The following is a 12257-nucleotide window of genomic DNA, read 5'->3' on the forward strand; positions in this document are numbered from 1 at the left end:
GACACGTTTTTGTGTATTTGCCTGTTTGGCCATAACTGCTAACGTCCCCGAAGCTCCGCTTCCCATCAGCATTTGGAATGCGGTCGGGCACACTCAGGTAGAGGACAAGAATAATGCAACCTGATTTCTGGAATGACAAACGCGCAGCAGGCGTTCCCAACGAGCTTGACCTGTCGGCGTACAAGTCAGTGATCGAAGTCTTCGAGCGTTCCTGCAAGGCCTTTGCCGACCGTCCGGCATTCAGCAACATGGGGATCACCCTGACCTACGCGGATCTTGCGCGCCAGAGCGCGGCGTTCGCCGGCTACCTGCAACACCACACCGACCTCAAGCCGGGCGACCGCATTGCGGTGCAGATGCCCAACGTCCTGCATTACCCGATTGCCGTATTCGGCGCCTTGCGCGCCGGGTTGGTCGTGGTCAACACCAACCCTTTGTACACCCCGCGGGAAATGCGTCATCAGTTCAAGGACGCGGGCATTCGTGCCCTGGTCTACCTCAACCTGTTCGGTTCCAGGGTCCAGGAAGTGACGGCCGATACCGAGATCGAATACCTGATCGAAGCGAAAATGGGCGATTTCATGCCCGTTGCCAAAGGCTGGCTGATCAACACCGTGGTCGACAAGGTGAAGAAGATGGTCCCGGCGTACAGCCTGCCCCGGGCGGTTTCGTTCAAGCGTGCCTTGCGCATGGGCGCAGGCCTGGCCGTGACCCGCCATCCGGTAGCCCTGGATGACATCGCGGTGTTGCAATACACCGGTGGCACCACTGGCCTGGCCAAGGGCGCGATGCTGACCCACGGCAACCTGGTGGCGAATATGCAGCAGGTGCGGGCGTGCATGTCACAGCTACGCGAAGACGGGCATCCGCTGGTCAAGGAAGGGCAGGAGGTGATGGTCGCGCCGCTGCCGCTGTACCACATCTATGCCTTCACCGCGAACTGCATGTGCATGATGGTCACCGGCAACCACAACGTGCTGATCACCAACCCACGGGACATCGGCGGCTTTATCAAGGAGTTGAAAAAGTGGCGTTTTACCGGGCTGCTGGGGCTCAACACGCTGTTTGTCGCGCTGATGGAACACCCGGATTTCAAGACCCTGGATTTCTCCCACCTGAAAATCACCAACTCTGGCGGCACAGCCCTGGTCAAGGCCACTGCCGAGCGCTGGAAGCAGATCACCGGTTGTTCCATCGGCGAAGGCTATGGCCTGACGGAAACGTCGCCGGTGGCCAGCACCAACCCGTACGGCGATAAATCACGCCTGGGCACGGTGGGTATTCCGGTGCCGGGTACGGCGATGAAAGTCATCGATGACGCCGGCGTGGAGTTGCCGTTGGGCGAGCGCGGCGAGTTGTGTATCAAGGGCCCGCAGGTCATGAAAGGCTATTGGCAGCAACCGGCGGCCACTGCCGAGACCCTGGACGCCGAAGGCTGGCTCAAGACCGGCGACATTGCGGTGATCGACCCGGATGGATTTGTGCGCATTGTCGACCGCAAGAAGGACTTGATCATCGTCTCGGGCTTCAATGTGTACCCCAACGAGATCGAAGACGTGGTGATGGCCCATCCGAGCGTGGCCAGCTGCGCGGTGATCGGCGTGCCGGACGAGCGTACTGGCGAAGCGGTGAAGCTGTTCGTCGTGGCGCGCGCCCAGGGCGTCAGCCTTGAGGAACTGAAGACCTACTGCAAGGCCAACTTCACCGGCTACAAGGTGCCCAAGCACATCGTGTTGCGGGACTCGTTGCCGATGACGCCGGTAGGCAAGATCCTGCGCCGGGAGCTGCGCGACATCGCCTGACCTGAAATGCGCTTGAAAATTGTGGGAGCGGGCTTGCTCGCGATAGTGGTGTATCAGTGCCAGATGTATTGCCTGACACACCGCATTCGCGAGCAAGCCCGCTCCCACATTTACGGTGTACACCCGCAAAATAGAGCTGTTTCAGGGGGTATAGAATTTTTGCTCTAAAAATGACTACTGCATATTCTTGAGTCATGTTTATGACTGTAGGGCCCTCTTTTGGCTCTAGGCGGCCCTTTGCAAAGCTGCTACTCTCGGCGCGCTTTGTGACCTCTCGGCCTGCTTGAAACAGCCAGAATCACCTAAAAAAACACACACAAATAATAATCGCATCAAATGCGGTGAATGAATTCGCGTCGCTGAGGAGTGGGCTTCCATGATCGAAGACTTTTGGAAGGATAAGTACCCCGCCGGGATTGCTGCAGACATCAATCCAGACGAGTATCAAAATATTCAGGCGGTACTGAAACAGTCCTGCCAGCGCTTCGCCGACAAACCGGCTTTCAGCAACCTGGGCAAGACAATCACCTACGGTGAGTTGTACGAATTGTCCGGTGCTTTTGCCGCGTACCTGCAACAGCATACCGACTTGCAGCCCGGTGATCGAATCGCCGTGCAATTACCCAACCTCCTGCAATACCCGGTCGCCGTGTTCGGGGCTATCCGTGCCGGCCTGATCGTGGTCAATACCAACCCGCTGTACACCGCGCGGGAAATGGAACACCAGTTCAACGACTCCGGGGCCAAAGCCCTGATCTGCCTGGCCAACATGGCGCACCTGGCAGAAAAAGTCGTACCCAAGACTGCCGTCAAGTACGTGATCGTCACCGAAGTGGCTGACCTGTTGCCGCCGCTCAAGCGGCTGCTGATCAACAGCGTCATCAAGTACGTGAAAAAAATGGTCCCGGCCTATCACTTGCCCCAGGCGATCAAGTTCAACGACGTCCTGGCCAAGGGCCATGGCCAGCCGGTCAATGAAGTCAGCCCCGCCAGCGAAGACGTGGCCGTGCTGCAATACACCGGCGGCACCACCGGCGTGGCCAAGGGCGCGATGCTGACCCATCGCAACCTGGTGGCCAACATGCTGCAGTGCAAGGCGCTGATGGGCTCCAACCTCAACGAAGGCTGCGAGATCCTGATCACACCGCTGCCGCTCTACCACATCTATGCCTTCACCTTTCATTGCATGGCGATGATGCTGATCGGCAACCACAACATCCTGATCAGCAACCCGCGCGACCTGCCGGCGATGGTCAAGGAGTTGTCGAAGTGGAAGTTCAGCGGCTTTGTCGGCCTGAACACCCTGTTCGTAGCCCTGTGCAACAACGAAGGCTTCCGCAAGCTGGATTTCTCGGCGCTCAAGGTCACCCTGTCGGGCGGCATGGCCCTGCAACTGGCGGCGGCCGAGCGTTGGAAGGCCGTGACCGGCTGCAACATCTGTGAAGGTTACGGCATGACCGAAACCAGCCCGGTGGCCACGGTCAACCCGATCCAGCATATCCAGATCGGCACCATCGGCATTCCGGTGCCCTCGACCCTGTGCAAAGTCATCTCCGACGAAGGTGTCGAGTTGCCCCTGGGCGAAATCGGCGAGCTGTGCGTCAAGGGCCCGCAAGTGATGAAAGGCTACTGGCAGCGCGAAGATGCCACGACCGAGATCCTCGACAGCGAAGGCTGGTTGAAGACCGGTGACATCGCGATCATCCAGCCAGACGGCTACATGCGCATCGTCGACCGCAAGAAGGACATGATTCTGGTCTCGGGCTTCAACGTCTACCCCAACGAGCTGGAAGACGTGCTGGCGGGCCTGCCAGGCGTGCTGCAATGCGCGGCCATTGGTGTGCCGGACGAGAAGTCGGGCGAGCACATCAAGCTGTTCATCGTGGTCAAGCCGGGCGCAACCCTGACCAAGGAGCAGGTGATGGAGCATATGCGCGCCAATGTCACCGGCTACAAAGTGCCGAAGGCTGTTGAATTCCGCGAAGCGCTGCCGACCACCAACGTGGGCAAGATCCTGCGTCGTGAGCTGCGTGACGAAGAGCTGAAGAAGCTGGGCCTGAAGAAGTAAACAAAAAGCCCCGCAAATGCGGGGCTTTTTATTGGGTGCTGATTGGAGTGCAATCCAAATGTTTACAGGGCGAACTGCGCGAAGTTCACGCCAGCACCCGCCGGGCGCACATCCTTGAGGAACGAATCCTTATCCGCGCTCAGCTCCAGGGTAATCTCCGGCTTGCGCTTGCCCGCATTGCGCACCACCAACCCTTCAAGCTTTTCACGCAGGAACGCGGTCGGTACTTTCAGGTGCAGCAACTGGTCGGTCTCGGCGTTGTGCATCAACAAGTGAATCCACTCGTATTGGCCGATGGCAATGCGCGCCACTGGCAGGTCGAACCACCAGATATTGCGCTTGCGGTCCAGGTCGGTGAAATGGCAGTTGTTGACACCGAGCACGGCACCGCCCAGTTCCAGGTTTCTGCGGGCGATGGCCTGTGATTTATTGAGTTTCATAACCTTCCTACGGGATCTGTTATTCAGCGATTGAGCCTGAATCTGCCGGGCATTCTCGGGGGTTGGCCGCAAAACATAAAGCCAAACCTGTATTGGGTGATGAAATGCCTTACGCAAATAATTGAAACTCTGCGCAAAGGCCCAGGGTCAACCCTTACGTAATGACCAAAACCCTTGATTGTTCTTACGGAGAAATACCATGGGCAGCACAGCGGATAAGGCAAAAGGTTTAGCGAACGAAGCTATCGGCAATATCAAGCAAGGCATCGGCAAAGCCACAGACAACACCAAGCTTGAGGCCGAAGGCAAGATTCAAGAGAAGAAGGGCGAAGCCCAGCAAGCGGTTGGCAAGGTCAAGGACGCGGTAAAGAATACGGTCGACAAAGCCTGATTAACCCGACGGCCAACACGTAGCATAACGGTCATCCACGGATGGCCGTTTTTATGTCACATCTGCTGACTAACGTTTCGAAATTGTTTCAAGGTCGCCAAATAGGCTACCTTGATGTAGAAAACGGCCCCTGAGTCGCCCACGACCTCAACCTTTTGCGGCGAAAGGAGACGCTATGATTTTTCCGGTATTAAAAGGCCTGCCGCTGCACCGCGTGCTGATGCGCACCGTCAAAGAGTTCGTCGATGACGAGATGTCTACCTACGCTTCGGCACTGGCCTACCAGATGCTGTTTTCGCTGTTCCCCTTCCTGCTGTTCCTGATTGCCCTGATCGGTTTCCTGCATCTGCCGGATTTCTTCAGCTGGTTGCGCCTGCAATCGGAACTGGTGTTGCCGCCCCAGGCTCTTGAGCAGGTCAACCCGGTGATCGACCAGTTACAGCAATCCAAGGGCGGGCTGTTGTCGGTGGGTATCGTCATCGCGCTGTGGACCGCCTCAGCAGGTGTGCGCCTGATGATGAGTGCAATGAACGCCGCCTACGATGTGGTGGAAGGCCGGCCGATCTGGAAACGCTTCCCGCTGTCGATTTTCTACACCGTGGGCATCGCCGGGATGTTGCTGGCCGCCGCCGCGCTGATGGTCCTGGGGCCGCAAGTGATGGAGTGGCTGGCTGGGCAGATTGGTATGCAGGAATTCGTGGTCACCCTGTGGACTATCCTGCGCTGGCCCTTGATCGTGATCCTGCTGATGTTTGCCGTGGCCTTGATGTACTACGTGATGCCGGACGTGAAGCAGAAGTTTCGCTTTATCACGCCAGGCTCGGTGCTGGCGGTAGTGGTCTGGATCGTTGCATCGCTGGGCTTTGGCTATTACGTCAAGACCTTCGCCGACTACAACGCCATGTATGGCAGCATCGGCGCGATTATCGTCCTGCTGCTGTACTTTTACATTTCTGCCGCCGTCCTGCTGCTGGGGGCGGAGATGAACGCGGTGATCGAGCATATGTCCGCCGAAGGCAAGGATCCGGGGGAAAAGGACTTTGGCGAACACCACCACGATGAAAAACAGCATGTCTCGGGCCTCGGCCGGGACCATTCGCTTCCCAAGCCCACCACTGATGAAACCTGACCGATGATTCGTGAAATCCTGAAAATGGGCGACGAGCGCCTGCTGCGCATCGCGCCACCGGTGCCACCGGAAATGTTCGACAGCCCCGAGTTGTGGCAACTGATCGACGATATGTTCCAGACCATGGAACACGTGGGCGGTGTCGGCCTGGCCGCGCCGCAGGTCGGTGTCGACCTGCAGTTGGTGATTTTCGGCTTCGAGAGCAGCGAGCGCTACCCGGATGCCCCGGCGGTGCCCCAGACCATCCTGATCAACCCGCTGATTACCCCGCTGAGTCCGGTGTTGGAGGAGGGCTATGAAGGCTGCCTGTCGGTGCCAGGGCTGCGTGGTGCGGTGGATCGTTACCAGCAGATTCGCTACGAGGGGTTTGACCCCAAGGGCGAGCCGATTGTGCGGATTGCCGACGGTTTCCATGCGCGGGTGGTGCAGCATGAATGCGATCACCTGATCGGTCGGTTGTACCCGTCGCGGATCACTGATTTCAGCAAGTTCGGGTTTATCGAGGTGATGTTCCCGGACATGGACCCTGCCGCTGACGATTAACCCTGGCGGCACACGCCCATGGCAATCATCGGTTTGTTGCGTTTATAGCGCACCAGGCGCTCGGCCAGCGACTGCGGCAACACGGTCTGCTGGCTGAAGCCCTGGGCTGTATAAAACCCTTCCAGATCCGGGTGGCACAACAGCCACACCGTCCCTTCGGCGGGTGCGATCGCGTGTGCGATCAGCCGCGTCGCCAGCCCTTGCCCGCGTAAGGCCGGATCGACAAACAGCCCAGTCAACCACTGGCCGCCGACCACGGGGCTCAGGCACAGCCCGGCGACGATCTCGCTGTTGCGCGCCACCCACAATTGGCCGCCCTTGAGGGCTTTCATCGAAGAGTTGTGGCTACGGTAGAACTTGTTCAGCAGCGGCCACAGGGGCTCTGCCAGTCGATCAAAGTGCAACTCGGGCATGGTGGTTTGACAGGCGTGATCAAGGGGCGGGGATTATAAGTCGGGCAAAGCGCCTTCTGTTGGGCAATAGGTGTTATACCCCTTGTTACTTCCTCTGTTAGTGGAGCATGCATCATGGCCAAAGGTATGGATTCAAAGAAAGCCGCGAAGAAAAAACCGGCAAAGACCGCCGATGAAAAACGCGCGGACAAAAAAGCCAAGAAGACCGAGACAGGTCTGTTTGGTCACTGAGTACTTCACTGTAGGAGCGAGCTTGCTCGCGAAGAGCGCTAACGAAAACGCGTGTTTGCAGGTAAAGCGCGGCGCTCTCAAGCTTTTCGCGAGCAAGCTCGCTCCTACAGCGGCATCGATACATCCTGCCCCTGCACATCCCCTCCAACACCTGTTTATCAATGCTGGCTGATTAATGGCCTTGCATAGCGCCAAGCCCTGTCTATGCTCACCCATAACCCTTTATGTCGCTTGCCATATGAAGCGTTTTGGGTGGCTGTTTGCATAGTGGTTGATGAGCACTATACAAACTGTGAATGGATAAGTGCGTATGTCAAAGCGCCGGGAAAAAGGAGCTTCAGGTTAAATGGATTTACGTGTGTCGGTTAAAGCGGGCCCCAGACGGGGTCATCAAGAAAAGGATGCCTTGAAACGAGTGTTGCCTCATGGACTCTCCGATTAGCCATCATTTATCTATCGCCTGACACTTGTCCTGTCTCTGGACGGATGCGTTTGCCTGTTTTGTGGAAAGTTGTACTGGGTCAAATCCAAGAACTAACCGTCATTCAAAGACAGCGCTGAAGGTGATCCGATCATGTTTAACCTCCACCACAAATCCGACCTGCTGGAGATCGAGCGTTTTTCCTGCGCGCTGACCCAGGCCCAGGCTAAGCTCGCGGCCATCAGTCGTTCCATGGCGATGATTGAGTTCGATCGCGACGGCGTGGTACTGGATGCCAACGAAAACTTTTGTAGGACCATGGGCTATAGCGCCGAGGAAGTACGTGGCAAACACCACCGAATCTTCTGTGAAGAGGCCTATTACCGTAGCGATGCCTACGCCAAATTGTGGCGGGACCTGGCTCAGGGCGAGCCCATCAGTGGCACGTTCATGCGCTTGACCAAAAGTGGTCAGGAAGTGTGGCTGGAGGCCAGCTACATGCCGGTGTATGGCCCGGATAAACAGGTGCAGAGCGTGATCAAGGTGGCGTCGGATATTTCCGAACGGGTTCACCACGAACATGAAAACCAAAGCCTGATCGATGCCATTGGCCGCTCCATGGCGGTCATCGAGTTCACGCCCCAGGGGCAGATCCTCAATGCCAACCAGAACTTCCTGAAGACGGTGCAGTATTCCCTCGGCGAAATCGTTGGCCAGCACCACAGCATGTTCTGCCATCGCGCCGAGGTGGAATCACCGGCTTACAAAGCGTTCTGGGCGTCACTTAACCGGGGTGAATTCCACTCCCATCGTTTTGAGCGGCGCAACAAGCATGGTCAGACGCTGTTTCTGGAAGCCTCCTACAACCCTATCTTCGATGCCAGCGGGCGTCTGTACAAAGTGGTGAAGTTCGCCAGTGATATCACCGACCAGGTCACCACGTTGCGTACTGCTGCCGATTCGGCCCACGCCACCTCGGTGCAGAACGACGCCTGTGCCCGCAAGGGCTCGGAGGTGGTGCAACAGACGGTGCAGATCATCGAAGAAATTTCCCGCGACCTCAATCAAGCGGCGGTGAGCATCGACGCGGTGAGCAAGCAGTCGGACATCATCGGCACCATCGTCCAGACCATTCGCGGGATTGCCGATCAAACCAACCTGCTGGCGCTGAACGCGGCCATTGAAGCTGCGCGTGCGGGTGAGCATGGCCGGGGCTTTGCCGTGGTGGCGGACGAGGTACGCAGCCTGGCGGCACGCACCAGCCAGGCGACGCTGGAGATTGTCGAGGTGGTGCGCAAGAACCACGACTTGTCGTTGAGTGCGGTGTCGAGCATGCAGTCGAGCCTGAGCCGCACCGGGTTGGGAGTGGAGTTGGCCAATGAAGCGGGGCAGGTGATCCTGGAGATCCAGGAAGGCTCGCGGCATGTGGTCGATGCCATTGGCCAGTTCAACTCCACCCTACAACTGCAATAGTGCCTCTTTGTAGGAGCGAGCTTGCTCGCGAAAAACCTGAGATCGCCACGGGGAACCAGATACCCCGCGTTATCGTTGAGGCTTTTCGCGAGCAAGCTCGCTCCTACAAGGGGCGTTGTGTTGTGTCAGATGGCCGCCAGGGTGTCTTTCACGGCCTTGATCTGCGGGTCGGCAGTCTTCTCGGCATACTGCTGCGCAGCCTGCATCTTCAGGCGATCAGTGACTTCCTGGGCAATGGCATTCTGCTGTTCGATAGGCATCGCTTTCACATCTTCTTCGGTCAGGCCCTTTTCCTTGAGGATCTGATCGCGAATGCGCTCGGCCGGCGTCTTGCTCATGTAGTCGTTGAAGTCGGCGCGCGCCTGGGTATTGGCTTCGGTTTTCGGTGTAGCGCTGGCCGGCGGCGTTGCTTGCAGTTGCAGGCGGGTCTTGGCAAAAGCGGCATCCACATTGCTGGCCGTGGTGTCGGTGGCCTTTTGCGTGGTCTGCAACTGGGTCGCGGCTGCGGCGTTCTGCACGTTTTGCATGACGCCGCTGTACAGCGCACTGGCGGCGGCGTTGGCCGGGTCCAGATCGGGGCGCTTGGACTGTTGGATCACGGAAGAGACTTGGGTATTGACCAACATGATCGGGTACCTGTGGTGTTGAACGGTCCACAGGGTTTAGCAATTACTGTGCCGGGAGCTAAAGCCCCGCAATCACTGGTTGTCAGGGCTTTGTCGAGGCAAGCGATGTGCGGCTGGCGGCCAATAGTTGCCGTCGGCGGACATTGCCTTCAGTAGGTAATGGGAATATCGAATGTTTGGAAGGCATCATCCTGCGGTTCATAACCCAGGACCCGCGTGGTCTCGCTCAAATCCAGGCGCTTGAAGCGGTTATTGGAAATGCCATGGGCGACCAGGTGCTTGACCCCCGGGGTTTCCACCGAACGCTGCAACAACTGGACGGCATCCCGAGGGCTGAGCCAGGCGCTGAGGTCGCGAGCGTTGTTCAGGTCATGGGTTTGCGCAAACTCAAAGGCGCCAATACGCAAGGCGATGGTGGAGAGCGGGGTTTTTGCCGCGTAGTACCCGCACAGTGCTTCACCGTAGCATTTGCTCACGCCATACAGGTTGGCCGGCAGCACCGGCATGCCTGGGGTGATTTGCCGGTCCACCGGGTAGCCTTCGATGGTCTGGGCACTGCTGGCAAAGACCAGGCGCTTTACGTTGGCAGCCACGGCAGCTTCGAACAGATAAGTAGTGGCGAGGATATTGTTGGGTAGCAGTTCGTCGAAGGTGGCGCTGGCATGGGGGATGCCCGACAGGTGCACGATCACATCGATGCCGTCGAGCAACGCTGCCAAGGTCGTTTTGTCGCTCAAGTCGGCCTGTACGAAACGATGGTCGCCGAGGGCGAAGTCCGGTTCGACGCGGTCGGTTAGGGTAAAGCGGTAGCGCTCTTTCGAGGCTTCGAAAAACGTCTTGCCGATTCTGCCGCAGGCACCGGTGAGCAGTACGTTGAATCCTTTCATCGGGTAATCCTTAGTTGTGACCGTCGAGGGCAAACGCCTTGAAACCAGGGCGCTGGCTGAGTCGCGCGTAGTACGCATCGACAGCCGGGTAGGAAGGGCGCTCCATGGGCGTCATCCGCCAGCGGTGTACCGACAGGCCAATCAGGATGTCTGCGAGTGTGAAGTCGTCACCGGCCACATAGGCGCCGGTGTCGATCAACCGTTGCTCCAGCAATCCCATCTTGTCGTTCCAGCCGCGCACGCCGGCGGCAATGCGCTGCGGGTCCTGGAAGTCCGGATTCTTGCGCACCAGGGCGTGGAAGGCATAGCCCCAGGATGGGTTGAGTTCGGTGGCTTGCCAGTCCATCCATTGCTCAACTTTGGCCCGAGGCCAAGGCTCGGCTGGCAGCAGGTCGTGGCGTCGGTGCAGGCCCACCAGATAGCGGCAGATGGTGTTGGACTCCCACAGTACGCCGTTGTCGTCGACGATTACTGGCACCTGGGCGTTGGGGTTCAAGGCCAGGAACTCGGGTGATTGGGTGGGGGTGAAGCCGATGCCCCAGTCTTCCCGGTCGTAGGCGATGCCTAGTTCCTGGCAGGTCCACAGGACTTTTCGTACGTTGATGGACGAAGTGCGACCCAAGATCTTCAGCGCGTGTCCCATGGTGCTTCCCTGGCAAAATGTGAGTTGGGCAATTTAGCAGGGACGCGCAAGGACAGCGATAGGGTTAAGTGTGGGAGCGGGCTTGAATCCCTTCAGTTGATCGGCCTAGGTACTCTCGCGCACCTTCAACTCAAACCCCATATCCACCACCGGCCTGGCGATCTTGTTGCCTGCCATCACCGTCAGCAAATGTTCCGCCGCGCGTCGGCCAATGGCTTCGCGCGGGGTGCTGATGCTGCTCAGGCGCGGCACCATGAAGCTGGAGGCGGGCAGGTCGTTGAAGCCCAGGACCGCCACTTGCTGCGGAACCTTGATCCCATGGCGCAAGGCTTCGAGCAAGGCGCCATGGGCCAGGTCGTCGTTGCCGAAGAAGATCGCGTCCACATCCGGATGACTGGCCAGCAGTTGCAGGAACAACTCGCCACCCAGGCCGACTGAAGAAGGGCGCGGTGTCAGTAACTCCAGCGCCGGGTCATACAGCCCAGCCTGTTGCAGCCCGCGACGGAAACCTTCACCGCGCAACAAGGTGCGCTGGTCCAGTTGTGCACCCACATAGGCCAGGCGCTTGCGCCCCCGGGAGATCAGGTGCGCGGCAGCAGTTTCGCCGGCACTGGTCTGCGAGAACCCGACACAATTGAGGCCGGCCGCCGGGTCCAGGTCCATCATGTACACGCACGGCACATTGCTCGACTCCACCAGGCGCCGGGCGCTTTCGGTGCGGTCAAAGCCGGTCAGCAGCAAACCCCGCGGCTGATAGGCCATGTAGTTGCGCAACAGGTTTTCTTCTTCGTCCCGGGAATAGTGAGTGTTGCCGATCAACACTTCGAAGCCCTTGGGCCGCAAAACCTGATGAATGGCTTCCAGGGTTTCAATAAACAGCAAGTTGGACAGTGAGGGCACCAGCACCACTACCGACTGGCTCTGTGCAGAGGCCAGGGCGCGGGCGGCAGGGTTGACCACGTAGCTCAGCTCGGCGGCGGCTTTCTGCACCTTTTCCACCAGGTCGGGGGCCACGGTGCTGATGCCGCGCAAGGCCCGGGAGGCCGTGATCGGACTGACGCCCGCCAGGCGGGCAACTTCGTTCAAGGTAGGGCGACCCGTCGTGCGGGTATTTTTATCGTTCTTGGAGGTCATCAGGCGGCTTGCCAAACAAAAATCGAGGCACTAAGGTAGCGCTGTCTCCAAAGGCC

11 protein-coding genes and 2 pseudogenes are annotated in these 12257 nt (G+C 58.5%); 7 read left to right on the forward strand and 6 right to left on the reverse strand.

Translation table 11 applies throughout. The features are described 5' to 3' along the window. Nucleotides 1-113 precede the first annotated feature (113 nt). Together fadD2 and fadD1 are read left to right on the forward strand one after the other, a co-directional pair. Nucleotides 114-1802, forward strand: a complete 1689-nt coding sequence (gene fadD2, locus FJD34_RS06325) for a long-chain-fatty-acid--CoA ligase FadD2 (RefSeq protein WP_090291800.1) — start codon at nucleotides 114-116, stop codon at nucleotides 1800-1802. Between the two features lie 376 nt (nucleotides 1803-2178). Continuing rightward, on the forward strand, nucleotides 2179-3870 hold the full coding sequence (fadD1, locus tag FJD34_RS06335) for a long-chain-fatty-acid--CoA ligase FadD1 (RefSeq protein ID WP_032862568.1): 1692 nt from the start codon (nucleotides 2179-2181) through the stop codon (nucleotides 3868-3870). Nucleotides 3871-3932: 62 nt separating this feature from the next. Here the strand turns inward: fadD1 and FJD34_RS06340 are convergent, their stop codons facing one another. Further along, on the reverse strand, nucleotides 3933-4310 hold the full coding sequence (locus FJD34_RS06340; RefSeq protein WP_065944029.1) for a hypothetical protein: 378 nt from the start codon (nucleotides 4308-4310) through the stop codon (nucleotides 3933-3935). A 199-nt stretch (nucleotides 4311-4509) separates the two neighbouring features. On the opposite strand from FJD34_RS06340, the gene FJD34_RS06345 reads away from it, so the two are divergent. From FJD34_RS06345 to def, 3 genes are all read left to right on the forward strand, one after another. After that, nucleotides 4510-4701 carry a CsbD family protein gene (locus FJD34_RS06345; protein ID WP_032862570.1) on the forward strand — a complete coding sequence of 64 codons (192 nt, stop codon included), beginning with the start codon at nucleotides 4510-4512 and terminating at the stop codon, nucleotides 4699-4701. 175 nt (nucleotides 4702-4876) lie between these two features. After that, a complete protein-coding gene (locus tag FJD34_RS06350) occupies nucleotides 4877-5830 on the forward strand; it encodes a YihY/virulence factor BrkB family protein (protein ID WP_032862571.1) in 954 nt (317 codons plus the stop codon). Nucleotides 5831-5833: 3 nt separating this feature from the next. After that, nucleotides 5834-6373: a peptide deformylase gene (def, locus tag FJD34_RS06355; RefSeq protein ID WP_032862572.1), complete on the forward strand. Its 540-nt coding sequence runs from the start codon at nucleotides 5834-5836 to the stop codon at nucleotides 6371-6373. Here the strand turns inward: def and FJD34_RS06360 are convergent. Continuing rightward, a complete protein-coding gene (locus FJD34_RS06360) occupies nucleotides 6370-6786 on the reverse strand; it encodes a GNAT family N-acetyltransferase (protein WP_032862573.1) in 417 nt (138 codons plus the stop codon). The two genes, def and FJD34_RS06360, sit on opposite strands and share 4 nt — an antisense overlap. Nucleotides 6787-7591: 805 nt before the next feature. Between FJD34_RS06360 and FJD34_RS28825 the strand changes: the two are divergent. Next, nucleotides 7592-8368 (forward strand): annotated as a pseudogene (locus tag FJD34_RS28825) (PAS domain-containing protein); the annotation flags it as partial. Nucleotides 8369-8488: 120 nt separating this feature from the next. Next, nucleotides 8489-8911, forward strand: a pseudogene (locus FJD34_RS28830) (methyl-accepting chemotaxis protein); the annotation flags it as partial. Between the two features lie 125 nt (nucleotides 8912-9036). Here FJD34_RS28830 and FJD34_RS06375 read toward each other — a convergent pair. The 4 genes from FJD34_RS06375 to gntR form a co-directional block, all read right to left on the reverse strand. Beyond that, nucleotides 9037-9537 (reverse strand): hypothetical protein, encoded by a 501-nt coding sequence (locus FJD34_RS06375; protein ID WP_065944031.1) that lies wholly within the window; start codon nucleotides 9535-9537, stop codon nucleotides 9037-9039. Nucleotides 9538-9686: 149 nt separating this feature from the next. Continuing rightward, the gene (locus tag FJD34_RS06380) at nucleotides 9687-10424 is read right to left on the reverse strand and encodes an NAD-dependent epimerase/dehydratase family protein (RefSeq protein WP_090291794.1); all 738 of its coding nucleotides are present in this window, start codon (nucleotides 10422-10424) and stop codon (nucleotides 9687-9689) included. Nucleotides 10425-10434: 10 nt separating this feature from the next. Beyond that, nucleotides 10435-11067, reverse strand: coding sequence for a glutathione S-transferase family protein (locus FJD34_RS06385; protein WP_032862577.1), 633 nt, complete (start codon nucleotides 11065-11067; stop codon nucleotides 10435-10437). 105 nt (nucleotides 11068-11172) lie between these two features. After that, nucleotides 11173-12204 (reverse strand): HTH-type transcriptional regulator GntR, encoded by a 1032-nt coding sequence (gene gntR, locus FJD34_RS06390; protein ID WP_162237656.1) that lies wholly within the window; start codon nucleotides 12202-12204, stop codon nucleotides 11173-11175. Nucleotides 12205-12257 lie beyond the last annotated feature (53 nt).

The organism is Pseudomonas brenneri, from assembly GCF_007858285.1.
Classification (GTDB): Bacteria; Pseudomonadota; Gammaproteobacteria; order Pseudomonadales; family Pseudomonadaceae; genus Aquipseudomonas; species Aquipseudomonas brenneri.